This window comes from Marmoricola sp. URHA0025 HA25, assembly GCF_054059435.1.
Map to the genome: position 1 here is coordinate 1,413,889 of NZ_JBSSCD010000001.1, position 23,174 is coordinate 1,437,062.

19 protein-coding genes are annotated in these 23,174 nt (G+C 71.2%); 14 read left to right on the forward strand and 5 right to left on the reverse strand.

Annotated elements, in window-relative coordinates; all coding sequences use genetic code 11:
* Positions 1 to 19: 19 nt before the first annotated feature.
* The 3 genes from ACVW00_RS06950 to ACVW00_RS06960 are packed head-to-tail and all read right to left on the reverse strand — an operon-like array spanning position 20 to position 3,360.
* Positions 20 to 1,072, reverse strand: a complete 1,053-nt coding sequence (locus ACVW00_RS06950) for an acyl-CoA dehydrogenase family protein (protein ID WP_457110170.1) — start codon at positions 1,070 to 1,072, stop codon at positions 20 to 22.
* 24 nt (positions 1,073 to 1,096) lie between these two features.
* A complete protein-coding gene (locus tag ACVW00_RS06955) occupies positions 1,097 to 2,248 on the reverse strand; it encodes an acyl-CoA dehydrogenase family protein (RefSeq protein WP_457110171.1) in 1,152 nt (383 codons plus the stop codon).
* Positions 2,249 to 2,268: 20 nt separating this feature from the next.
* The gene (locus tag ACVW00_RS06960) at positions 2,269 to 3,360 is read right to left on the reverse strand and encodes an NAD(P)-dependent alcohol dehydrogenase (protein WP_457110172.1); all 1,092 of its coding nucleotides are present in this window, start codon (positions 3,358 to 3,360) and stop codon (positions 2,269 to 2,271) included.
* A gap of 215 nt (positions 3,361 to 3,575) precedes the next feature.
* Between ACVW00_RS06960 and ACVW00_RS06965 the strand changes: the two genes are divergently transcribed.
* The 11 genes from ACVW00_RS06965 to rodA all read left to right on the forward strand — a co-directional run bounded on the left by ACVW00_RS06965 (position 3,576) and on the right by rodA (position 14,256).
* Entirely contained in the window at positions 3,576 to 4,286 is a 711-nt protein-coding gene (locus ACVW00_RS06965) for a GAF and ANTAR domain-containing protein (protein ID WP_457110173.1), read from the forward strand.
* A complete protein-coding gene (locus tag ACVW00_RS06970) occupies positions 4,283 to 5,002 on the forward strand; it encodes a GAF and ANTAR domain-containing protein (protein WP_457110174.1) in 720 nt (239 codons plus the stop codon). Before ACVW00_RS06965 ends, ACVW00_RS06970 begins: the two co-directional genes overlap by 4 nt.
* A 77-nt stretch (positions 5,003 to 5,079) precedes the next feature.
* Positions 5,080 to 5,805: a GAF and ANTAR domain-containing protein gene (locus ACVW00_RS06975; RefSeq protein ID WP_457110175.1), complete on the forward strand. Its 726-nt coding sequence runs from the start codon at positions 5,080 to 5,082 to the stop codon at positions 5,803 to 5,805.
* Positions 5,806 to 5,865: 60 nt separating this feature from the next.
* Positions 5,866 to 7,239, forward strand: a complete 1,374-nt coding sequence (locus tag ACVW00_RS06980; protein WP_457110176.1) for a bifunctional folylpolyglutamate synthase/dihydrofolate synthase — start codon at positions 5,866 to 5,868, stop codon at positions 7,237 to 7,239.
* The gene (locus tag ACVW00_RS06985) at positions 7,239 to 7,598 is read left to right on the forward strand and encodes a DUF4233 domain-containing protein (RefSeq protein ID WP_457110177.1); all 360 of its coding nucleotides are present in this window, start codon (positions 7,239 to 7,241) and stop codon (positions 7,596 to 7,598) included. Before ACVW00_RS06980 ends, ACVW00_RS06985 begins: the two co-directional genes overlap by 1 nt.
* Before the next feature lie 10 nt (positions 7,599 to 7,608).
* A complete protein-coding gene (gene ndk / locus ACVW00_RS06990; RefSeq protein ID WP_457110178.1) occupies positions 7,609 to 8,016 on the forward strand; it encodes a nucleoside-diphosphate kinase in 408 nt (135 codons plus the stop codon).
* Positions 8,017 to 8,422: 406 nt separating this feature from the next.
* Complete coding sequence (locus ACVW00_RS06995) at positions 8,423 to 9,457, forward strand: rod shape-determining protein (protein WP_457110179.1); 1,035 nt, start codon at positions 8,423 to 8,425, stop codon at positions 9,455 to 9,457.
* The gene (gene mreC / locus ACVW00_RS07000; RefSeq protein WP_457110180.1) at positions 9,457 to 10,371 is read left to right on the forward strand and encodes a rod shape-determining protein MreC; all 915 of its coding nucleotides are present in this window, start codon (positions 9,457 to 9,459) and stop codon (positions 10,369 to 10,371) included. The genes ACVW00_RS06995 and mreC overlap by 1 nt, the downstream gene beginning before the upstream one ends.
* Positions 10,368 to 10,922: a rod shape-determining protein MreD gene (gene mreD / locus ACVW00_RS07005; RefSeq protein ID WP_457110181.1), complete on the forward strand. Its 555-nt coding sequence runs from the start codon at positions 10,368 to 10,370 to the stop codon at positions 10,920 to 10,922. The genes mreC and mreD overlap by 4 nt, the downstream gene beginning before the upstream one ends.
* Before the next feature lie 41 nt (positions 10,923 to 10,963).
* Complete coding sequence (mrdA, locus tag ACVW00_RS07010) at positions 10,964 to 13,054, forward strand: penicillin-binding protein 2 (RefSeq protein ID WP_457110182.1); 2,091 nt, start codon at positions 10,964 to 10,966, stop codon at positions 13,052 to 13,054.
* Entirely contained in the window at positions 13,051 to 14,256 is a 1,206-nt protein-coding gene (gene rodA, locus ACVW00_RS07015) for a rod shape-determining protein RodA (RefSeq protein ID WP_457110183.1), read from the forward strand. Before mrdA ends, rodA begins: the two co-directional genes overlap by 4 nt.
* A gap of 296 nt (positions 14,257 to 14,552) precedes the next feature.
* Here rodA and ACVW00_RS07020 read toward each other — a convergent pair whose 3' ends face one another.
* On the reverse strand, positions 14,553 to 15,770 hold the full coding sequence (locus ACVW00_RS07020; RefSeq protein ID WP_457110184.1) for an amidohydrolase family protein: 1,218 nt from the start codon (positions 15,768 to 15,770) through the stop codon (positions 14,553 to 14,555).
* A 59-nt stretch (positions 15,771 to 15,829) separates the two neighbouring features.
* Here ACVW00_RS07020 and ACVW00_RS07025 point away from each other — a divergent pair, with 59 nt between their 5' ends.
* A complete protein-coding gene (locus tag ACVW00_RS07025; RefSeq protein WP_457110185.1) occupies positions 15,830 to 17,815 on the forward strand; it encodes a TIGR03960 family B12-binding radical SAM protein in 1,986 nt (661 codons plus the stop codon).
* A gap of 216 nt (positions 17,816 to 18,031) precedes the next feature.
* Positions 18,032 to 20,470 (forward strand): PAS domain-containing sensor histidine kinase, encoded by a 2,439-nt coding sequence (locus ACVW00_RS07030; protein WP_457110186.1) that lies wholly within the window; start codon positions 18,032 to 18,034, stop codon positions 20,468 to 20,470.
* 8 nt (positions 20,471 to 20,478) lie between these two features.
* Here the strand turns inward: ACVW00_RS07030 and ACVW00_RS07035 are convergent, their stop codons facing one another.
* Positions 20,479 to 21,708, reverse strand: coding sequence for a CynX/NimT family MFS transporter (locus ACVW00_RS07035; RefSeq protein WP_457110187.1), 1,230 nt, complete (start codon positions 21,706 to 21,708; stop codon positions 20,479 to 20,481).
* Between the two features lie 276 nt (positions 21,709 to 21,984).
* Here ACVW00_RS07035 and ACVW00_RS07040 point away from each other — a divergent pair, with 276 nt between their 5' ends.
* The gene (locus tag ACVW00_RS07040) at positions 21,985 to 23,142 is read left to right on the forward strand and encodes a winged helix DNA-binding domain-containing protein (protein ID WP_457110188.1); all 1,158 of its coding nucleotides are present in this window, start codon (positions 21,985 to 21,987) and stop codon (positions 23,140 to 23,142) included.
* Positions 23,143 to 23,174: the final 32 nt, after the last annotated feature.

A 23,174-nucleotide genomic window follows, 5' to 3' on the forward strand; every position in this document is an offset into this window, starting at 1 on the left:
CGCTCGGCGTGCCTTCGGGTCAGGACAGCGGGTCGAGCACGGTGTGGTCGGTGAGGCTGTCGGCGAGCAGGGCGACTTGCTCGGAGGCGTCGCCGAGCCAGTGGTTGATCGCGGTGAGGCGGGACGTGTAGTGGCCGACGGCGTACTCGGCCGTCATCCCGATGCCGCCGTGGAGCTGGATCGCCTCCTGGCCGATGAGCCGCCCGGCGCGAGCGGCCTGCAGCTTGGCGCGGGCGGCGGCGGTGATGACCGCTCGCGGGTCGTCGCTCTCGGCGGCCACCATGGTCGCCCAGGTGACGATGCTGCGGGTGAGCTCGAGCGCGGTGTACAGGTCGGCGGCGCGGAAGGTGAGGGACTGGAACCGGTTAAGCGTCACGCCGAACTGCTTGCGAGTGGTGAGGTACGACGTGGTCATCCGCAGCGCCGCGTCCATCGCCCCGAGAGCCTCGTGGCAGGCGGCGACCTGGGCCCGCGCCCTGACCAGCCCGACGGCGTCGGAGGCGTCACCGCCCGTGCCGAGCGGCGTCGCGGCCGACCGGTCGAGCTCGAGCCTCACTGCGCGGCCGCCGTCGTGCGTGCGGTAGCCGACCGCATCAGCCGGCCGTGGTCCGACGAGCAGCTCGCCGCCGACGTTCCACACGATCGTGTCGGCGCGAGCTCCCTGGATCACCGGCTCGGCGACCTCACCCTCGGCGTACGCGAGCAGGTGCTCGCCCGAGGACAGGCCACCGAGCAGCTCGGCGCGCTGCTCGTCGCTGCCCAGAGCTGCCACCAGTCCGCCGGCGAGCACCACCGACGCGACGTACGGCTCCGGTGCGAGCACCCGGCCGAGCTCCTCGCACACGATCGCCACCTCGACCGGTCCGGCGCCCATGCCGCCGTCGGCCTCGGCGAAGGGGAGGCCGAGCAGGCCCATCTCGGCCAGCCGACCCCAGAGGTCCTCGTCGAAGCCCGGATCCTTCGCGGTCACCTCCCGGCGGTGCTCGGCGTCCACGGACGGGTCGTACTGCTTGAGGACACCGCGGACCGCGTCGCGCAGTGCCTGCTGCTCCTCGTCGAGGGTGAAGTCCATGTCCGTCTCCCGGGGTGTCGCGGATCAGAGTCCGAGGATGGTGCCGGCGATGATCTGCCGCTGGATCTCGTTCGATCCGCCGTAGATCGAGGCCTTCCGCAGGTTCAGGTACGTCGGTGCGGTCAGCGCGGCCCACTCCGGCACCGACTGCGAGCCGCTCGCCAGCGACAGCGAGCCGGCGAGGTCGACGGCGAGCTCGGAGACCGCCTGCTGCAGCTCCGTGCCCTTGAGCTTCAGCACGGAAGAGGCCGGGTGCGGCTTGCCGTCGGCGGAGTGCGCGACGACGCGGAGAGCGGTCAGCTCCAGCGCCAGCAGCTCGTTCTCGAGCTCGACGAACCGCGCCGCCACGAACGGGTCGTCGAGGCGGCCGAGGTCGCCGGCGGTCTCCTTGAGCCGGGCGAGGACCCGCTTGGTGGCCCCGACCGGTGCGACGCCGACCCGCTCGTTGCCGAGCAGGAACTTCGCATACGTCCAGCCCTGGTTGACCTCGCCGACCAGCAGGTCGCCGGGCACCCGGACCTCGTCGAAGAACACCTCGTTGACCTCGAAGCCGCCGTCGATCAGCTCGATCGGCCGCAGCGTCACGCCGGGGGAGTCCATCGGGAACAGCAGGAAGGAGATCCCCGCCTGCTTCCGCTCGGCGGACGGGTCGGTGCGCACCAGGCAGAAGATCCAGTCGGCGTGCTGGCCGAGCGTCGTCCAGGTCTTCTGGCCGTTGACGATCCAGTCGTCGCCGTCGCGCACCGCACGGGTGCTCAGCGAGGCGAGGTCGGAGCCTGCGTCGGGCTCGGAGAACCCCTGCGCCCACCAGATGTCGAGGTTCGCCGTCGGCGGCAGGAACCGCTCCTTGAGCTCCTGGGAGCCGAAGTTCGCGATCACGGGCCCGACCATGTTGGCGTTGAACGCCAGCGGCGGCGGCACGCAGGCCAGCTGCAGCTCCTCGTGCCAGATGTGCCGCTGCAGCGGCGTCCAGTCCCGCCCGCCCCACTCGACCGGCCAGTTCGGCACGGCCAGCCCGGCGGCGTTCATGATCCGCATGGTCTCGACGTACGCGTCCTTGTCGAGGTGGCGGCCCGCGGCCACCGCCTCGCGGGTCTCGCTCGGGATCTGGGTGGTGAAGAAGGTCCGCATCTCCTCGCGGAAGACGGCCTCCTCGTCGCTCAGGCGAAGCCTCATGCGCCGAGGCTACCGGCCGGTCACCAGACCAGCACCGGCTTGACCACCTTGCCGGCCAGGACGTCGGCGACGGCGGAGTTGATCTCCTCGAACGGGTAGGTGGTGACCAGGTCGTCGAGGTCGAAGTCGCCGGCGGCGTGCAGGGCGATCAGGCGCGGGACCATCTCCTGCGGGTCGGAGTCACCCTCGACCGATCCCATGACCCTCTTGCCGTTCTGCAGCAGGTCGATCGCGTCGAGGGCGTACTCCTCGGGGCCGAGACCGAGCGCCACCAGGGTGCCGCGGACGCCGAGCGCCTGCTGCGCCTGCTTGACGACTGCCGGGATGGCCGTCGTGTCGATCGCGTACGACGCTCCACCGCCGGTGAGCTCGCGAATTCGGTCGACCACCGGTGCGTCGCCCGTCGGGTCGACGCCGACCGCGCCGAACCGCTCGGCGATCTCGCGGCGGGACGCCAGCGGGTCGACGGCGACCAGGGTGCCGACGCCGGCGTACCGGGCGGCGGCGAGCGCGGCCAGCCCGACCGCCCCGGCGCCGAACACGGCGAGGCTGTGCTCGGGTCCGGGCCGGAGCACGTTGAGCACGGTGCCGGCGCCGGTCTGGAAGCCGCACCCGTAGGGCGCCAGGCGGGTGAGGTCCAGCGACTTGTCGACCACCACGCAGTTGTCGGCGTACGCGATGGCGTGCCGCGAGAGGCTCGACTGGCCGAAGAACGACCCGAAGACAGGTGAGCCGTCACGCGTGTAGGTGGTCGACCCGTCCATCCGCAGCCCCATGTAGTTGATCAGCAGCGTGGAGTCGCAGTAGCCGACCAGGCCGCTCGTGCACTTCTCGCAGGTGCGGCAGGAGCGGAAGCTCATCACGACGTGGTCGCCCACCTCGATGCCGGTGATCTCGGAGCCCACCTCCTCGACGACACCGGCACCCTCGTGGCCGAAGACGTTCGGGAACATCTCGGCCGGCAGGAAGCCCTTGATCGTGATGTCGGTGTGGCACAGACCGGTGGCCACGATGCGCACGAGCACCTCGTCGCCCCGCGGCCCGTCGAGCTCGACATCCTCGAGGGAGAAGTCGCCGCCCTGCTCGTTGACGACTGCGACGGTGGTCCGCATCGCTCACGCTCCAGCCAGGTAGGGGTCTCGAGCACCCTAGTGGAACGTGTTCTATTTTGTCTGCCGGCGACCTTCGGCTCGTCTGCTCCGTGGTCGGTGGCTCGGAGAGTACGGTGGAATGAGCGCTGTCGGGCCCACGGTCATGACACCGACGCGATCGCAGGACCAGCCCGTGACCGTCCGCGCACCGAGCCGATGGGGACGAGGTGGCACTGATGCCGGAGCTCAACCCGCTCCTCGCTCGGCTGACCCGCGGGCTGGCGCACACGGAGGCAGGCAACCCGATGGCGATGCGGCTGTGCCAGGCGTTCAACGAGATCGTCGCCGCCGACGGCGGCTCGATCACCCTGGGGTTCGCCCCGCAGGACCGGATCACCCTCTGCGCGACCGACGACCCGGCGGCCAAGGTCGAGGACGCCCAGGACGTGCTGCGCGAAGGGCCCAGCCTCGACGCCTTCCGCACCGGCGCGGCGGTCAGTGGTCTCTCGCTGGCCGAGCAGCGACACCGGTGGCCGATGCTCTCCGACCTGCTCGGCCAGAGCGGCAGGTCTCTGTCCCTGCACGCATTCCCGGTCCGTCCTGAGTCGGCGGTGGTCGGCGTCGTCTGCGTCTACCAGAGCGGTGAGCGGCACCTGGCCGTCACCGACGACGACGCGCAGTTCCTCGCGAACGCGGTCGGCGTGGCGCTCCTCGGGCACCTGGACTCCGAGAGCGTGACGCACGACCGATGGGCGGTCCGCGACCGCATCGACCAGGCCACCGGCATGGTCGTGGCGCAGCTCAGGGTCGCACCGGCCGATGCGGTGGCGGTGCTGCGCGCGCACGCGTTCGCCCATTCGACCACGCTGGCCGCGGTGAGCAACTGGGTGCTCGCCCGAGAGCTCGACTTCAGCGACACCGACGATGCGGACGGGACCACTCAATGACAGTTCACCCCGACGGCCGGTCGAACGACCAGCCCAGCGCTGTCCAGGCGATGGCGTCGGCGTCGGCCTCGATGCTGGCCGGCGACCGCGTGGCCGACGTCCTGGCCCAGCTGATGACCGACTGCCTGCCGTCGATGTCTGCCCACGCAGCGGCGATCCTCGTCCTCGAGGAGTCCACGCTCTCGCTGCTGAGTGCCAGCACGCATCGCGTGGTGGAGCTCGAGATGCTCCAGGCGCAGGAGTCCGAAGGCCCGTGTGTCGAGACGATCGCGAGCGGCCAGCCGGTGGAGGCGGTCGGGGCAACCGAGATGGCGGACCGTTGGAAGGACGTCGGACCGGCGATCCGGGATGCGGGATACCACTCCGTGCATGCCTTCCCGATGCGCTGGCACGGCGAGGTGTTCGGCGGGCTGAACATCTTCCGCACCGTGGACGACGAGCAGCGCGAGGACACGGGTCTGCTCGGTCAGGCGTTCGCTGACGTGGCGACCCTCGTGCTCGTCCAAGCCGCGGACGTCCCGTTCGACCAGGTGCTGGCCAGGGTCCACGAGGCGGTCATGGCGCGCTCCGTCGTCGAGCAGGCCAAGGGCGCCCTCGCCTACCTCCACGACGTGGACATGGAGCAGGCCTACTTGAGGCTTCTCGAGCGAGCCGGACAGCACGGGCACTCGCTGACCGAGACGGCGGAGCTCGTGCTTCGCGAACAGCACGAGTGAGAGCCACGGGGCGGGTGTAGCGTCAAGAGCACCGGCTCGAGACGAGGGCCGGTGTTCGCCTTCGCACGGTGGGTTCCATGAGCATTCCGGCCAACCAGGCTGCCGTCTTCGCACGCCTGAGCGCGCAGCTCCTCGCTGTGCGCGACGAGAGCGCCACCGTGCAGACGCTCCTCGAGCGGTCCCTGACCCTCGCCCCCGAGATCGAGCACGCGAGCGTGACCGTCCCCGACCGCAGGCGGGCCCGCACGCTGGCCGCGACCTCGGAAATCGCCACTCGTTGCGACGCCTTGCAGTACGAGCTGCGCGAGGGGCCGTGCATCGAGGCGCTGGTCGACAACGAGTGGTACCGCAGCGGCGACATCGCGCAGGACCCGCGGTGGCCTCGCTGGGGCCCACGCGCAGCACGGGAGGGCGTCCGCTCGCTGCTCGCGGTGCGGCTCCAGGTGGGCGCGGTCTCGATGGGCGCGCTCAACCTCTACTCCTCGCAGACCGACGGCTTCGACGACAGCGACACCCTCGACGTCATCTTCCTCTACGCCCTGCACGCCGCTGCGTCGCTCGCGACCGCCAAGGAGATCTCCGGACTGCAGAGCGCCATGCACAACCGGCACACGATCGGGGTCGCGCAGGGCATCCTCATGCAGCGCTACGACATCTCCGTCGACCGGGCCTTCGAGATCATGCGCCGCTACTCGAGCGTGCAGAACGTCAAGCTGCGCGACCTCGCGGCGTACGTCGTGGAGCACCACGGTCTCCCCGAGGTGCCCGTCGAGGACGCGGAGGCGCTGGGTCTCGAAGCTTGATCGATCACCTCGCGGCAACCGGCACGCACCGAAGCCGGGTGTCTCCGTAGACTCGGCCCGATGTCCGAGATCCCCGCAGCCGCGCGTCCCGCCGAGACCTATGCCGAGGTGGAGGACGCCCTGCTCTCGCGGTGGCCCGAGTCCCGGCTGGACCCGACCCTCGAGCGCATCGAGGCGTTCACCGAGCTCCTCGGCGAGCCGCAGCGCGCCTACCCGGTGATCCACCTGACCGGCACGAACGGCAAGACCTCGACTGCCCGCATGGTGGAGACCTTGGTGCGCAGCGTCGGGCTGCGCACGGGACGGTTCACCAGCCCGCACCTGGAGTCCATGACCGAGCGGATCGTGATCGACGGTGAGGCGCTCGGCGAGGACGAGTTCGTGCGCGCCTTCAACGACGTCGCGCCGTACACGCACCTGGTCGACGCCGAGCACGACCACCCGCTGTCCTACTTCGAGACCATGGTCGGGATGGCCTACGCCGCGTTCGCCGATGCCCCGGTCGACGTCGCCGTCGTCGAGGTCGGGATGGGCGGCGCCTGGGACGCCACGAACGTCGCCGACGGCATCGTCGCCGTCCTTACCCCGGTCGCCATCGACCACGAGAAGTACCTCGGCGACACCGCCGCGAAGATCGCCCGGGAGAAGGTCGGCATCATCAAGCCAGGCGCCACGGTGATCACTGCCGTCCAGGAGGAGGAGGTCGCCGCCGTGATCGTGGAGCGCGCGACCGAGGTCGGCGCGACCATCGCCCGCGAGGGCCTCGAGTTCGGGGTGCGCAGCCGGGTCCCTGCCGTCGGCGGCCAGCTCCTGTCGCTCCAGGGACTGCGCGGCGTGTACGACGACGTCTTCCTGCCGCTGTACGGCGCGCACCAGGCACAGAACGCCGCCCTCGCTCTCGCTGCGGTGGAGGCGTTCCTGGGCAGCGACGAGCCACTGGCCGAGGAGGTGGTCAAGGACGCGTTCGCCGAGGTGACCTCACCGGGCCGGCTGGAGATCGTCCGCCGGTCTCCCACGATCGTGCTCGACGCCGCGCACAACCCGCACGGCGCGGCCGCGGTCGTCGAGGCGCTCGAGGACTCGTTCGTGTTCAGCCCGCTGATCGGCGTGGTCGGGGTGATGGCCGACAAGGACTACGAGGGCCTGCTCTCGACCTTCGAGCCCGTGTTCGCGCACATCGTCTGCACGCAGAACTCGACGGCGCGCGCCCTTCCGGCCCACGAGCTCGCCGAGGTGGCCCGGGGGATCTTCGGGCAGGACCGGGTCAGCGAGGCGCCCTCCCTGGTCGACGCCGTCGACCAGGCGACCACGCTCGCCGAGGCGGGCGGGGTGTTCGGTGAGGGCCTCGGATCCGGGGGAGTGCTGGTCACCGGGTCGGTGATCACCGTCGGCGAGGCCCGGGCGCTGCTGAGGCCTCGCGGGAAGGACGACTGATGCAGCGCCGCCTCTGCGCGGCGATCCTGCTGCTCGAGGCCGTCGTGCTCGGCCTCTCGACGCCGGTGCTGATCTCGGTGGAGTCGGTGGACACGGCGCGTGCGCTCTGGGTGGGTCTCGGGCTGACGGTCGCGTGCGTGCTGGTCACCGGGCTGCTGCGGTTCGGGTGGGCGTACTGGCTCGGCTGGGCGATCCAGGTCGCCGCGCTCGCGCTCGGCTTCGAGGTCGGCGCCATGTTCGTCCTCGGCACCGTCTTCCTGGCGCTCTGGCTCACCGCGGTGCGCCTGGGCCGCACCATCGACCGCGACCGGGCGGCTGCCGGGGACCCGGGGACCGTGCCCAGCGGATCGGGGTCCTAGGGTTCGGGACATGACGCAGCGCACTCTGGTCCTCCTCAAGCCCGACGCCGTCCGCCGCGGCCTGGTCGGCGAGATCCTCGGTCGCTTCGAGGCCAAGGGGCTCTCGATCGTGGCCCTGGAGCTGCGGACGGTCGACGCGGCCCTGGCCGACCAGCACTACGCCGAGCACGTGTCGAAGGAGTTCTACCCCCCGCTGCGCGACTTCGTCACCGGCGGCCCGCTCGCGGCCGTGGTGCTGGAGGGCGACGAGGCGGTCGAGGTCGTCCGCGCGATCAACGGCGCCACCGACGGCCGGAAGGCCGCGCCGGGCACCGTCCGCGGCGACTTCTCGCTCTCGAACCGGGAGAACCTGGTGCACGGCTCGGACTCCCCGGAGTCGGCCGCCCGCGAGATCGCGATCTGGTTCCCCGGGCTCTGAGCCCTCGGGCTGAGGCTGTGGGCACGTCGCCGGGTCTCGACTGATCGCTCGCTGGCGCTCGCTGCTCGACCACCCGGGGCTTCCGTGTGTTGGAGCCCTGTGGGTGCCTGGCCGGGTCTCGACTGATCGCTCGCTGGCGCTCGCTGCTCGACCACCCGGTAGGCTCCGGTGGTTGAGCCCTGTGGGTACCTCACCGGGTCTCGACTGATCGCTCGCTGGCGCTCGCTGCTCGACCACCCGGGGGTTGAGCCTGTCGAAACCAAGTCCCGCGGGTTGTGGCCAATGTGACCAGTGGGGCGTGTCCTCCACGGGAATGAGCGCGCCCGCTCCTAGGCTCGTGCTCGGGTACGGCGCGCCGGCAGGGGCGCCTTGCCTCTTCCCCCACGACGTCCCTGCGAGGCAGCACATGGCCAACAGCTTCATCGGCCGCGACATGGCGGTCGATCTCGGCACCGCGAACACCCTGGTGTACGTGCGCGGGCGCGGCGTGCTGCTCGACGAGCCGTCGGTGGTCGCGATGAACTCGCAGACCCGGGAGATCCTGGCGGTCGGCTCGGACGCGAAGCGGATGATCGGGCGTACGCCGGAGGGCATCACCGCGATCCGGCCGCTGCGCGACGGGGTGATCGCCGACTTCGACGCCACCGAGCAGATGCTGCGCCACTTCATCGCCCAGGTGCACCGCCGGCGCTACTTCGCCAAGCCGCGGCTGGTGATCTGCGTGCCGAGCGGGGTGACGCCGGTCGAGCAGCGCGCGGTGAAGGAGGCCGGCTACCAGGCCGGAGCGCGCCGGGTCTACATCATCGAGGAGCCGATGGCCGCCGCGATCGGCGCCGGGCTGCCCGTGCACGAGGCGACCGGCAACATGGTCGTCGACATCGGCGGCGGCACGACCGAGGTGGCGGTGATCTCGCTCGGCGGCCTGGTCACCACGCTGTCGGTGCGCACGGCGGGCGACGAGCTCGACCAGGCGATCATCGCCTGGATGAAGAAGGAGCACTCCTTGATGCTCGGCGAGGGCACCGCCGAGGAGGTCAAGGTGACGCTCGGGTCGGCGTACCCGCTCGCCCAGGAGCCCACCGCCGAGATCCGCGGCCGCGACATGGTCTCCGGCCTGCCCCGCACCGTCACGGTCTCGAGCGTGGAGATCCGCAAGGCGATCGAGGAGCAGCTGCACACGATCATCGACGCCGTCCGGACCACGCTCGACCAGACTCCGCCCGAGCTGGCCGGTGACATCATGGACCGCGGCATCGTGCTCACCGGCGGGGGAGCGCTGCTGCGCGGGCTCGACGAGAGGCTGCGCCACGAGACCGGCATGCCGGTGCACGTGGCCCACGACCCGCTCAGCTCGGTGGTGCTCGGCTCGGGCAAGTGCGTGGAGGAATTCGAGGCGCTCCAGCAGGTGCTGGTCTCGGAGACCCATCGCCGGAGTGCCTGATGCTGCGGGGGCCGGCGTCCCGGGGCGGGCGCCCACCGTCGCCCGACCAGCGGACGCGGCGCGTCCTCGGGCTGCTCGTGCTGGCCTGCCTGACCCTGATGGTCCTCGACGCCCGGGCCGGCTCGAGCTCACCGCTGGACCCACTGCGCAGCGCGGTCGGCAACGTCGTCGGCCCCATGGAGTCGGCGACGGCCACCGCGATCCGGCCGTTCACCAGCCTCGGTGATGCCCTGCAGACCAACCACGGGCTCCGCGACCAGGTGGCGCAGCTGGAGTCGGAGAACTCCGCGCTCCGCGGCAAGGTCGCCACCGAGCCGCTCGACCGCCAGCGGCTCGCGGAGCTGGACGGCCTCACCCGCGTCGTCGGTGACACCGGCTACTCGATGGTGGCGGCCCGGGTGGTCGCGGTGGGTCCGATGCAGTCGTTCTCGCGCACGGTGACGATCGATGCCGGCACGTCGTCCGGGATCCGCCAGGGCATGACCGTGCTCGACGCGGACGGTCTCGTCGGCCGCGTCGTCCGGGTGACCCGCAGCAGCGCAACCGTGCTGCTCATCGTCGACACCGACTCGGTGGTGGGCGGCCGCCTCGGCACCAACCAGGAGATCGGCTTCCTGCGCGGCCGCGGCTCGGTCGGGGACGACGGCCGGCTGGCCCTCGACCTGGTGGACACCTCCGTGGTCCCGTCGCGCGATGACGTGGTGGTGACCTGGGGGTCGAAGGACGGGGTCCCGTACGTCGCGGGCATCCCGATCGGGCGGGTCGAGTCGGTGGTCTCCTCCCCGCGACAGAGCTCGCGCCAGGCGGTGATCAAGCCGTTCGTCGACTTCACCTCGCTGGACGTCGTCGGGGTCGTCGTACCGAAGGGGACGCAGGGCGACCGTCCGGTGCTGACCGCGGGAGCGCCCCAGTGAACGCCCTTCGCGGTGCCGGGGTCGCCGCCCTGGTCTGCGTCGCCGTCGTCTTCCAGACCGTCGTCTTCCGGCACGTCGCGATCGACGGCGTCGTGCCCGACCTCGCCCTCGTCCTGGTCGTGGTCGCGGCCATCGACCGCGGGCCCGAGTACGGCGCGCTGCTCGGCTTCGTGGCCGGTCTGCTCGTCGACCTCGCGCCACCGGCCGACCACGTCGCCGGTCGGTGGGCACTCGCGCTCGTCGTGGTCGGCTACCTTGCCGGGCGCGTGCGCCAGGACGCGCGGTCCTCGGCGCTTGCGGCGGTGCTCGTCGTCGGAGCCGCGTCGTTCGTCGGCACGTCGGTCTACGCGCTGTCGGGTGTCGTGGTCGGCGACGGCTCGTTCCCTGTCGACCAGACCGTGCAGGTGATCGTGACCAGCGTCCTCTGGGACGTCCTGCTCGCGCCGCTGCTCGTGCCCCTCCTGCTCGCCGCGTTCGCCGCACTCGGCCCCGGGCGCGACCGCGTGGACGCGCGCAGCCGGGCGCGGCCGAGGGTGCGGGTGCCGCACTGATGGCTGCGGTGCTGATCCGGCCTACACAGCGGAGGAGCCGGTTGCGGCTGTTCGTCGTGCAGGTCATGTTCGTCTCCCTGTTCGTGACCCTGTTCGCGCGGCTCTGGTACCTGCAGGTGTTCACCGGCGAGGAGTACCAGGCCAAGGCTGCCGAGCAGTCGGTGCGCGACATCGTCGTGCAGCCGGCGCGTGGGCTCATCGTCGACGCGATGGGTCGTCCGCTGGTGGCCAACCGGGACAGCTGGGTGGTCAGCGTCGACCGCACCGTGCTCGGCAAGCTGAGCGAGGCCGACCGCGAAGCGCTGCTGCGCAAGGTGGCCGGCGCCGTCCACGAGCCGTACGCCGACCTCGTGGCGCGGACGGTGGTCTGCGGCCAGCCGGGCGCGGTCACCGGCACGTGCTGGAACGGGTCCCCGTTCCAGCCCGTCCCCGTCGCCCGCGACGTCGACCAGGCGACCGCCGTGCAGATCTCCGAGCAGGCCGAGGCATATCCAGGCGTCGTCGCCCAGCGGGAGAGCGTGCGGTCCTACCCGGCGCCGTTCGGGGTCAACGCAGCCGGGGTGCTCGGGTACCTCAGCCCGATCACCGCCGACGAGCTCGACGAGGCCGAGCAGGCCGACGACACGTCGGTCAACGGAGCCTCGGTCGTCGGCCGATCGGGGGTGGAGAAGTCCTACGACCAGTGGTTGCGCGGGATCCCCGGCTACCAGCGGGTCGCGGTCGACTCGATGGGCCGCGTGCTGGGCGACAGTGGCCAGGTCCAGGCGACCCCGGGGGACACCCTGGTGACGTCGCTCGACGCCAAGGTGCAGGGCGTCGTCGAGCAGCAGCTGCACGACGCGATCACGACCGCCCGCAAGACCTACGACAAGGTCACCCACAAGAACTACGTCGCGGACAGCGGAGCGGCGATCGTGCTCGACGCGAGGGACGGCAGCGTCGTCGCGATGGCCAGCCAGCCGACGTACGACCCCTCGGTCTGGGTGGACGGCATCACCGGCAAGCAGCTGAAGAGCCTGTACTCGAAGAAGTCCGGCAACCCGCTGCTCTCCCGGGCGACGCAGGGCCAGTTCGCGCCGGGCTCGACGTGGAAACCGTTCATGACGGTCGGTGCGTTCAACAACGGGTTCTCCCCGGACAGCCGGCTCGACTGCTCGAGCGGAGTGCAGGTCGGCAACCGGCTGTTCAAGAACTACGAGTCGGCTTCCTACGGGATGATCGACTTCGCCCGCGCGCTCGAGATCTCCTGCGACACGTTCTTCTACCGGGTCGGCCTGAGCTTCTGGAACCGCTTCGGCTCCGACCCGACGAACGTCAACGCCAAGGACCCGCTGGTCGCGGAGGCGAAGGCGTTCGGCTTCGGCACCAGGACCGGCATCGACATCCCCGGAGAAGCCAGCGGCCGGATCGCGGACCGGCACTGGAAGCTGGACTACTGGAACGCCATGAAGGGCCACTACTGCGCGATCGACAAGCGCAACACCGCGCACAAGCGTGACTACCTCCACGTCTTCGCCCACGAGTTCTGCCTCGAGGGCAGCCAGTACCGGGCAAGCGACGCCGTGAACTTCGCGATCGGGCAGGGCGACACGATCGTCACCCCGCTGCAGCTGGCCCGGGCGTACGCCGCCCTCTCCAACGGCGGCACGCTGTACGCGCCCCGGGTCGCGAAGGCGATCGTCGACCCGGCCGGCAAGGTCGTCCGGCGCATCGACCCGGTCGTGCAGGGCCACGTGAAGTCGAAGAGGTCCGCGATCTCCTACGTCGACACGGCGCTGCAGGGGACGCCGCGCGAGGGCACGCTCGCCTGGAAGTTCGGCGGCTTCCCGCTCGACCAGGTGAAGATCCGCGGAAAGACGGGCTCGGCCGAGGTCTACGGCAAGCAGAGCACCTCGTGGGTCGCGACCTACACGAAGGACTACGTCGTGGTGATGATGGTGACCCAGGGCGGCACCGGCTCCGGTACGTCGGGGCCGGCGGTCCGCAAGATCTGGGAGGCGCTCTACGGCATCACCGGCGAGGAGGTCGACGCGTCCAGGTCGACCATCCCGGGGGTCACTCCGCCGCGCCGGCTGCCGACCTTCACCGACGACGGCTCCATCCTGCCGCCGGTCACAGGAGGCTCGCGATGACGGTCATCCCGCAGGCGCGCGCACGTCTGCAGACGCTGACACCCTCCCTGCGGACCCGGCCGCGGACCGACTGGGTGCTGGTGTTCGCGGCCGCGGCGATCCTGGTGATCGGCACCCTGCTGGTCTGGTCGTCCACCTCGGCGAACGACGCGCTCACCCACGGTCACGGCACGGCGTACCTGCGCAAGCACCTCGTCAACATCGCCATCGGGCTCGGCCTGGCGGGGGCGGTGCTGGTGACCGACCACCGCTGGGTGCGGATCCTCGCGCCGCTCGTGTACGCCGGCTCGGTGGCCGGCCTGGTCCTCGTGCTGGCGATGGGCTCGACGATCAACGGGTCGCAGTCGTGGTTGATCGTGGGCGGCCTGTCGCTGCAGCCCGCCGAGTTCGCCAAGCTCGCCGTCGTCGTGGGGATGGCCCTGCTCGCGGCTGAGCGCGTCGAGGGCTCGCGCCGGCGACACATCGGCAACGTCGAGGTCGCCGGCATGCTGGCGATCGCCGGCCTCCCGGCACTGCTGATCCTGCTGCAGCCGGACCTCGGGACGATGCTGGTGCTGTCCGCGACCGTGTTCGGCGTGCTCGGGGTGTCTGGCGCTCCGCGCCGCTGGCTGGTCGGGATGCTCGCCACCGGTGTGGCCGGCGCGACGCTCGTCGTCTCCCTCGGCATCCTCAAGGCCTACCAGGTCGACCGGTTCATGGCCTTCACGAACCCGGAGCTCGACCCGCGGGGCGCCGGCTACAACACCACCCAGGCGCGGATCGCCATCGGCAACGGCGGGCTCTTCGGCCAGGGCCTGTTCGGCGGCTCGCAGACCAAGTCGGGTTTCGTGCCCGAGCAGCACACCGACTTCGTGTTCACCGTCGCCGGCGAGGAGCTCGGTCTGGTCGGCGCCGGCGTGCTGATCGCGCTGTTCGCCCTGCTGCTGTGGCGCGCGCTGCTGGTCGCGGTGCGTGCCGAGGACCTGTTCGGCCGGCTCGCGGCCGCCGGGATCGCCTGCTGGCTCGGCTTCCAGACGTTCCAGAACATCGGCATGTGCCTGGGGATCATGCCGGTGACCGGCGTACCCCTCCCGCTGGTGTCGTACGGCGGCTCCTCGATGTTCGCCTCGCTCGTGGCCATCGGGCTGCTGCTGAACATCCAGCGCCGCTCGGTCCACGCCCCCGCGAACCGGCTGCCGGGCGCGCGCGTACTGACTCGCTGAACCCGAACCCCCGGGTACGCCGAGCGGGCACAAACGCAGCCCCCGGGTACGCCGAGCGGGCACAAACGCAGCGCCCGGGTACGCCGACCGGGCACAAACGCAGCGCCCGGGTACGCCGACCGGGCACAAACGCTGGATTCGACGCGAGCACCGTCGTGCCGGCCCGCGCCGGTTCGCGCAGCGTTTCTGCCCGCTCGGCGTGCTTTCGCGCAGCCTTTCCGCCCGCTCGGCGTGCTTTCGCGCAGCGTTTCTGCCCGCTCGGCGTGCTTTCGGGCTGCGTTTGTGCCCGCTCGGCGTCAGGCGAGGGCGTCGGCACCGCAGACGAGCACCGCGACGGGGTGGTGCAACGCATCGACGTCCGAGCGCAGGTCGCCGTCGACCACGAGGAGGTCGGCGGACAGCCCCTCCCGCAGCGCGCCGGTGACCTCGCGGAGGCCGCAGGCGTCCGCCGCCACCGACGTGGCTGTCGCTAGCGCCTCGTCGACGGGGTACCCCGCGCTCACCAGGTCCGCCACCGCGCGCCACGCGTTGCCGTGCGGCTTCAGAGGTGCCGCGCCCGCGTCGACACCGCTGACCACGCGGACACCGTGGTCGCGCATCCGGCCTGCATCGATGCGCCGCCGGGCGAGCAGCGTCGGGAGGTCCACCCCGATCCTGGCCAGCTCCTCGACGATCCGCGGCGGTGGACCCTCCGACGGCGCGAACTGAGTGGCGTCGCTGCCCAGGGTCGGATCGACGGCGACTCCGGCGGCCGCCACCCTGTCGAGAAGCTCGTCGGGAAGGCGGATCCCGTCGGGTGAGATGCCGGTGAAGTGCTCGATCCCGTCGACTCCGGCGTCGAGGGCGTGCTCGATACCGGCGAGCGAGTGCGCATGGGCGAGCACTCCCAGCCCGAGGTCGTGTGCGGTGTCCACGAGTAGCCGGAGCTCGTCGGCGGCGAACTGGACCCCGAAGACGTCGCTGCCGCCGGTGGTCATGCCGCCGCCGGCCATCACCTTGATGACGTCGACGCCTCGCTCCGCGTGCCCGAGGACCGCAGTCCGGACGGCTTCGGGCCCCTCCGCGACGCACCCGAGGTAGTGACAGTGGCCGTCCGGAACCGTGATCGGTGGTCCGGCGGCAACGATCCGGGGCATGCCCGCAGCGGCCCGGTCACGATGGGTGAGGGTGCGGAAACCGGTGTCGCCCAGGTCGCGCACCGTGGTGACGCCCGCGAGCGCCTGCTGGCGCAGCGACTGGGTGATCACCGAGTCGAGCTCCTCGTCGGTCATGGTTGCGGCCCGCTCCAGGCTCCCGCGGCCGGCGTCGGAGACGAGGTGCACGTGGGCGTCGAACAGACCAGGCAGCAGGGTGCCGTCGTACGTCGTGACCGGGCAGGCCACCGGCACGGGATGGTCGTAGCTCTCGACCGCGAAGATCGTGTCCGCGTCGATGATCACCGTGACGCCGCCGGGGATGAACCGGGTGCCGTCGAAGGCGACCGGCGCCCTCAGTGCCTGCATCTCGGCGTGCATGCCTGAACTATCGCCCTTACCCTTGGACTTTGTCCCCCCTCACTCCCGGAAGGTCTGTCGTGCCCGACAGCAGTGTCTCGACCGCGCCGGTCTCGCTCTTCGCCCGGCTCGAGCCCCATCTGCCGAGCGTGCAGAAGCCCATCCAGTACGTCGGCGGTGAGCTCAACTCCGTCGAGAAGGACTGGGGCGCCGACGACTCCACGGTGCGCTGGGCGCTGATGTACCCCGACGCCTACGAGGTCGGCCTGCCCAACCAGGGCGTTCAGATCCTCTACGAGGTGCTCAACGAGCGCGACGACGTGCTCGCCGAGCGCACCTACTCGGTGTGGCCGGACCTGGAGGCGGTGATGCGCCGCGAGGACATCCCGCAGTTCACCGTCGACAGCCACCGGCCGGTGCGCGCCTTCGACCTGTTCGGCATCTCGTTCTCCACCGAGCTCGGCTACACCAACATGCTCACCGCGCTCGATCTCGCCGGCATCCCGCTGCACGCAGTGGACCGGACCGGCGACGACCCGGTCGTGCTGGCCGGCGGGCACTCGGCCTTCAACCCCGAGCCGGTCGCCGACTTCCTCGACGCCGCCGTCCTCGGTGACGGCGAGGAGGTCGTGCTCAAGATCAGCGAGGTCGTCCGCGAGTGGAAGGCCGAGGGCCGACCTGCCGGCACCTTGCCCGATGGAAGGGGCCTCGAGCCGCGTGACGAGCTGCTGCGCCGGCTCGCGGTGAGTGGCGGCGTCTACGTCCCGAAGTTCTACGACGTGTCCTATGCGGCGGACGGGTCGCTGGCCGGCGTACGGGCGAACGTGGCGGGCGTCCCGGCACGGGTGCGCAAGCACACCCTGATGGACCTCGACGCCTGGCCCTACCCCCGCAACCCGCTCGTCCCGCTCGCGGAGACGGTCCACGAGCGCTTCTCGGTGGAGATCTTCCGCGGCTGCACGCGCGGCTGCCGGTTCTGCCAGGCAGGGATGATCACCCGACCGGTGCGCGAGCGGTCGATCAAGACGATCGGCGACATGGTCGAGAACGGCATCCGGCGCTCCGGGTTCGACGAGGTCGGGCTGCTGTCGCTGTCGAGCGCCGACCACACCGAGATCGCCGACGTCGCGAAGGGCCTCGCCGACCGGTACGACGGGACCAACGTCTCGCTCTCCCTGCCGAGCACACGGGTCGACGCCTTCAACATCACGCTCGCCAACGAGTTCTCCCGCAACGGCCGCCGGTCCGGCCTGACGTTTGCCCCCGAGGGCGGCTCGGAGCGGATGCGCAAGGTGATCAACAAGATGGTCACCGAGGAGGACCTGATCCGCACGGTCGCCGCGGCGTACTCCCACGGCTGGCGGCAGGTGAAGCTCTACTTCATGTGCGGCCTGCCCACCGAGACCGACGAGGACGTCCTGGCCATCGCCGACCTCGCCAAGAAGGTGATCGCCAAGGGCCGCGAGGTCTCCGGCCACAACGACATCCGCTGCACGGTGTCGATCGGCGGGTTCGTGCCCAAGCCGCACACGCCGTTCCAGTGGGCCGCACAGCTCGACCACGTGACCACCGACGAGCGGCTGCGCAAGCTGCGCGAGGTGGTCCGCACGGACAAGCGCTACGGGCGCGCGATCGGCTTCCGCTACCACGACGGCAAGCCGGGCATCGTCGAGGGACTGCTGTCGCGCGGCGACCGCAGGGTCGGCCGGGTGATCGAGGAGGTCTGGCGCGACGGCGGCAGGTTCGACGGCTGGAGCGAGCACTTCTCCTACGAGCGCTGGATGAGCGCCGCCGAGCGTGGCCTGGCCGGCACGGGGGTCGACGTCGACTGGTTCACCACGCGTGAGCGCACCTACGACGAGGTGCTGCCGTGGGACCACCTCGACTCGGGACTCGACAAGGACTGGCTCTGGGAGGACTGGGAGGACGCCCTCGACCCCGAGTCGGTCGACGTCGAGGACTGCCGCTGGACCCCCTGCTACGACTGCGGTGTCTGCCCGGAGATGGGCACGGACATCCAGATCGGCCCCACGGGGCAGAAGCTGCTCCCGCTCGCCGTCGTCTGACCTCTTACTCCGCCGCTGCCGAGGGCAGCGGGACCTAGTACCCCTGTCTAGGGACCTTCTGCTCTGGCCGCTCCACAGCGGCTGGCGGCACCGTCAGTGGGGGAAGATCACGACGCACGCGTGGGGGGTGCAGTGATGGCGCATGTGCACGTTGCTACTTCGACGCGCGGCGCCTCGGGAGTGTTGGGCTGGACGGCAGGGTTCGGCCGGCGGGCCGTGGGCGGCACGCACGGTGCCTCCCGCGACGGTCGTGCGTCGCGTGCGTACCTGCTCGGGGGCGCCGTCGCGCTCGTCTGCTACCTCTTCGTTCCCCCGTTGGCGGGGAGCAACTGGCTCTTTGAGCTCGTCGGCCTCTCGGCCGCCGCGGCCATCGCGATCGGGGTGGTGCGCTACCGGCCGACCCCCGTGCTGCCCTGGTTGCTCTTCATCCTCGCCCAGGTGCTGTTCGTCGCCGGCGACTTCTTCTACTACACCTATGACCTGTCGTTCCCGTCCCTGGCCGACGGGCTCTACATCGCCTACTACCCGCTCCAGGTTACCGGCCTGGTCCTGCTGATCCGCAGCCGTACGCCGGGCAGGGACTTCGCGAGCCTGCTCGACGCCAGCATCATCACCGTCGGCTTCGGGCTGCTGTCGTGGATCTACCTGATCGAGCCGTACACCCGTCAAGAGGGCGACACCCTGCTCTCGAGCATGGTCTCGATGGCCTATCCGTCCATGGACGTGCTGCTCCTCGCGGTAGCCGTCCGGCTGGTCATGGGAACCGGGGCGCGGCCCCGGGCGTTCGGCCTCCTCGCTGCCAGCATGCTGTGCCTCGTCGCCACCGATGTCGTCTACGGCGCCATCGAGCTGAGCGGCAGCTACACGATGGGCAGCTGGCTCGACGCGGGCTGGATGAGCACCTACCTGCTGTGGGGAGCCGCTGCGCTGCACCCGTCGATGCGTGCCCTGTCGACACGGGCGCCCGCACCGAGCGCGTCGCTGAGCGGGAAGCGGATCCTGCTCCTCGCCGCTGCCACGCTGATCGCGCCCGCCACTGTGTTCGCGGACCGGAAGTGGCCGATCGACGGTTTCGACGTGGCCGTCGCGGCTGCGGTCTCGGTCGTGATGTTCGTGCTGGTGCTGGTGCGGATGACGGGTCTCGTCTCGAGCCTGCGCCGCGCCGTGGACCGCCACGAGCAGGCACGCCGCCGCGAGACCGTCCTGCGCCTCGCGGCGACCGCACTCGCAGCCGCCCCGGACCGGGAGCACATCCGGCGCGCCGCGGTCGACGGAGCGCGCGCGCTGGTGGAGGAGCTCTCGCAGGTGTCGATCGCCGTCGACCTGTGGGAACCGGCCGGTCCCGGCGTGGAGACCACTCGGGCGGCCGATGCGCTCGTGATCCCTCTCCTCACCCAGGCCGACGCGTACGGACAGGTCGTCGTGGAGCACGTCCGACCGCTGCCGACCGACGTCGTCGACGGCCTGCGGACGCTCGGGGCACAGGTTGCCGTGGCACTCGAGGCCGCCGCGCTCAGCGACGACCTGAGCCACCAACGCAGCGAGTCCAGGGTGGGCGCGCTCGTCCAGAACTCCTCGGACATGATCATGGTCGTCGACGCCGACCTGGTGATCCGGTACGTCACGCCTTCCGTGGCGCGCGCGCTCGGCCACCATCCGGACGGCCTGCCGGGCACACCGCTGACCTCGCTGGTGGACCCGGCCGAAGCGCTGGTCCTGCGCGACTACTTCTGCCGGCTCGCCCTGCATCCGGGGAAGACCGACCACGCCGAGTGGAGGATGCGTCGAGGCGACGGGGAGTTCACCGATGTCGAGGCGGTGAGCACCAACCTCCTGGAGGACCCCAGTGTCCACGGCATCGTCGTCACGGCGCACGACATCACCGAGCGCAAGGCGCTCGAGACCGCCCTCCAGCGTCAGGTGCACGAGCTCGAGCAGCTCGACCGGATGAGGACCGAGTTCGTGGCCACGGTCTCCCACGAGCTGCGCACGCCGCTGACGAGCATCATCGGGGAGCTCGAGCTCCTCGAGGACGGCGACCTCGGGGAGCTGTCCGCCGACCAGGCACGTGGTGTCGAGATGATCGGCCGGAACAGCGGCCGCCTCCTGACGTTGATCGAGGACCTGCTGACGCTCAGCCACATCGACACCACCGCGATCCAGCTCCATCGCCGGGCCACGCTCGTCGAGCACCTCGTCGAGGACGTCGGCGGCCAGGTCGGCCCGGCGGCGGCCGCCAAGTCGGTCGCGCTGACCGTCGCGTGCCGGCCCGGCACGGGAAGTGTCGTCGGGGACCGCGACCAGCTCGACCGCGCGCTCCTGAACCTGCTGACCAACGCGGTCAAGTTCACGCCGCCGGGCGGCTCGGTCTCGCTCGACGCCCGCCGCGACGGCGCGGACCTCGTCCTCACGGTCGCGGACACCGGGCTGGGGATCCCCGTGGAGGAGCAGGACCAGCTCTTCACACAGTTCTTCCGGTCCTCGGTGGCGACCCGGATGGCGATCCAGGGCACCGGCCTGGGCCTCGTGATCGTCAAGAGGATCGTCGAGGAGCACGGTGGCACCATCTCGCTCGTCTCCGCCCCGGGAGTGGGCACCACCGTCACGGTCAGGCTGCCCGCGGGGGCCGGCGCGTTGCGCGCGGGTGCCGCGTGAGCGCGACGCTAGCGCGCGCCTACTGAGTCCAGCTGGTCCTCGAGGTACGCCGGCCGTGACGCGACCAGACCGAGCAGGTACTGCGGCACGCAGAGACCGATCAAGGCCCAGAGCGGCACCGTCCATCCGCCGGTCACGTCGTGCAGGATGCCGACCCCGAACGGCCCCGCCACGGAGACCAGGTAGCCGACCGACTGGGTGAAGCCGGAGAGGACGGCCGTGCCCTCCGGCGTACGCGCCCGCAGGCCGATCAGCGTCAGGATGAACGGGAACGTGCACGTGCCGGTGCCCACGGCGACAGCCCAGAGCCACGCGCCACCCACCGGCGCGATCAGCAGTCCGAGGTAGCCGAAGGGGTAGCACGCCATGATCGCGGTGAGGAGCACCCGCTGGTCGCGGACCCTCACCGTGAGGGACGGGATCACGAACGACAGCGGGATGCTGATCCCCGTCGCGACGCCCAGGAGGAGCCCTGCCGTCGAGGCGCTGAAACCCGCGTCGCGGTACAGCTTCGCGAACCACCCGAAGATCACGTAAGCCTGCAGCGACTGCAGGCCGAAGAACAGCGCCATCACCCAGCCGATCCGGGTCCTGGCGACCTCGGTCAGCTTCAGGTGGCGCGGCTGCTCGGTGTCCTTGCGGTCGTGGCGGACCAGGGCGAGCCACGGCACCGCCGCCACCGACGCGGTCAGGGCCCACGTCCCGATGCCCAGGCGCCAGTCGATCGTGCCCCCGTCCGAGCCGGCCTCGGCGATCGGCACGGTGAGCACGGAGGCCGAGGTGAGCCCGAGCGCCAGGAACGTCGAGTACAGCGAGGTGAGCAGGCCGACGCGGTCGGGGAAGTGCAGTTTGACCAGTGACGGCAGGACGACGTTGGCGATCGCCATCCCGGCGAGCGAGAGGAACGACAGCAGCAGGAACGGGAGCGCCGAGTCGACCCGGGTGCGGAACCACAGACCGACCGCCAGCGCGCCGAGGGCCAGCAGGGTCACCCGGTGCATCCCGACCACCCGCGCGAACCTCGGTGCGAGGGCTCCGAACACCGCGAACGAGAGCACCGGGAGCGCGGTGAGCAGGCCGGTCTCCGCCGCGTTGAGGCCGAGGCCGTGCCGGACCTCGTCGAGCACCGGGCCGACGCTCACGGCCGCCGGCCTCAGGTTGAAGGCCAGGACCGCGATGCCGAGCACGACCAGGACGCGCTGGAGCCTGGTCTCGGTGTTCGCGTCGGCCTGGTGCACCGGACGATCAAATCATCCGCCCGAGGACCCTCGGTCGCGTCCCTCCGGGTGATCGAGCAGGGAGCGATCAGTCGAGACCCCGCCCGGGTGGCGATCAGTCGAGACCCTGCCCGGGTGGTCGAGCAGCGAGCGCCAGCGAGCGATCAGTCGAGACCCCGCCCGGGTGGCGATCAGTTGAGACCCTGCCCGGGTGGTCGAGCAGCGAGCGCCAGCGAGCGATCAGTCGAGACCTGGTGAGAACCGCGCCTCGTCGGAGGCCTGCGTTTGGATGGGTCCGTGCGCACCATCACCGATGCCCAGCGCCGCATCCGTCTCGGACGCCGCCACGGGCTGGCCGAGCCGGTCGCCTCCGTCGAGGAGGCTGCGGCGGCGATGACCTGCCTGCACGCCACCGAGCCCGCCTCGGTCCACCTCGCCGCGTTCGCGCGCTGCGGCGCGAGCGTCGACGCGGTCGACAAGGCGCTGTACGACGACCGCAGCGTGGTCAAGCAGCTCGCGATGCGGCGTACTGTCTTCGCCTTTCCGCGCGGGCTGCTCCCCGCGGTCTGGGGGAGTGCGGCCGCCCGCGTGGCGGCCCAGCAGCGCGCCCAGCTCGCCCGCGACGTCGCCAAGGCCGGCATCAGCGAGGACGGGCCGGCCTGGGTCGAGGCGACGACAGCCGCGGTGCTGGCGATGCTGCACGAGCGGGGGCCGATGACCACGATGGAGCTGCGGGGCGCGCTGAGTGCGTTGGAGGCTCGCCTCGTGGTGTCCCCCGGCAAGACGTACGGCGGCGAGTTCCCGGTGGCGCCGCGCGTGCTCACGACGCTGGCCGCGAGCGGGGCCGTCGTCCGCGGAGCGAACGCAGGCGGCTGGAAGACCTCGCGGCCGCGGTGGACGGTGACCTCCGACTGGATGGACGTCGGTCCGCCGATGTCCGAGCACGAGGGCTACGCGGCGCTCGTGCGCTCGTGGCTGCACACGTTCGGTCCCGGCACCGAGGCCGACATCGTCTGGTGGCTCGGCGCCACCAAGGCGGCGGTCCGGCGGGCGCTGGCCGACGTCGAGGCGGTGGAGGTGACCCTCGCCGACGGCACCGGCTGGGTGCTGCCCGACGACCTCGATGACGACGATCCGGTGGAGCCCTGGGCCGCCCTCCTTCCCGCGCTCGATCCGACCACGATGGGCTGGAAGCAGCGCGGCTTCTACCTCGGCGAGCATGCCGAACGGCTGTTCGACGCCAACGGCAACGGTGGCCCCACCGCCTGGTGGGCCGGCCGCATCGTCGGAGGCTGGACCCAGGACGACGCCGGCCATGTCGTCGTCGTCCCGGCCGAACCCCTCGCCGGGGATGCGGCAGCGGCGCTGGACCGGGTCGCGGCAGCGCTGACCGAGTCGCTGGCGGGTGACGTCGTGAAGTCGATCTACCAGTCGCCGCTCGTGCGGTCGCTCTGAGCGCGCGGGCGGCACCGGGCGTTTGCTGTGAA

Bases quoted from the DNA above. Each gene is read 5' to 3' on its own strand.
- ACVW00_RS06950 (WP_457110170.1), bottom strand. From the start codon at position 1,072: ATGGACTTCACCCTCGACGAGGAGCAGCAGGCACTGCGCGACGCGGTC.
- ACVW00_RS06985 (WP_457110177.1), top strand. From the start codon at position 7,239: ATGCAGCGCCGCCTCTGCGCGGCGATCCTGCTGCTCGAGGCCGTCGTG.
- ACVW00_RS06995 (WP_457110179.1), top strand. From the start codon at position 8,423: ATGGCCAACAGCTTCATCGGCCGCGACATGGCGGTCGATCTCGGCACC.
- ndk (WP_457110178.1), top strand. From the start codon at position 7,609: ATGACGCAGCGCACTCTGGTCCTCCTCAAGCCCGACGCCGTCCGCCGC.
- ACVW00_RS06960 (WP_457110172.1), bottom strand. From the start codon at position 3,360: ATGCGGACCACCGTCGCAGTCGTCAACGAGCAGGGCGGCGACTTCTCC.
- ACVW00_RS06965 (WP_457110173.1), top strand. From the start codon at position 3,576: ATGCCGGAGCTCAACCCGCTCCTCGCTCGGCTGACCCGCGGGCTGGCG.
- ACVW00_RS07020 (WP_457110184.1), bottom strand. From the start codon at position 15,770: ATGCACGCCGAGATGCAGGCACTGAGGGCGCCGGTCGCCTTCGACGGC.
- mreC (WP_457110180.1), top strand. From the start codon at position 9,457: ATGCTGCGGGGGCCGGCGTCCCGGGGCGGGCGCCCACCGTCGCCCGAC.
- ACVW00_RS06955 (WP_457110171.1), bottom strand. From the start codon at position 2,248: ATGAGGCTTCGCCTGAGCGACGAGGAGGCCGTCTTCCGCGAGGAGATG.
- ACVW00_RS06975 (WP_457110175.1), top strand. From the start codon at position 5,080: ATGAGCATTCCGGCCAACCAGGCTGCCGTCTTCGCACGCCTGAGCGCG.
- ACVW00_RS06970 (WP_457110174.1), top strand. From the start codon at position 4,283: ATGACAGTTCACCCCGACGGCCGGTCGAACGACCAGCCCAGCGCTGTC.
- rodA (WP_457110183.1), top strand. From the start codon at position 13,051: ATGACGGTCATCCCGCAGGCGCGCGCACGTCTGCAGACGCTGACACCC.
- ACVW00_RS06980 (WP_457110176.1), top strand. From the start codon at position 5,866: ATGTCCGAGATCCCCGCAGCCGCGCGTCCCGCCGAGACCTATGCCGAG.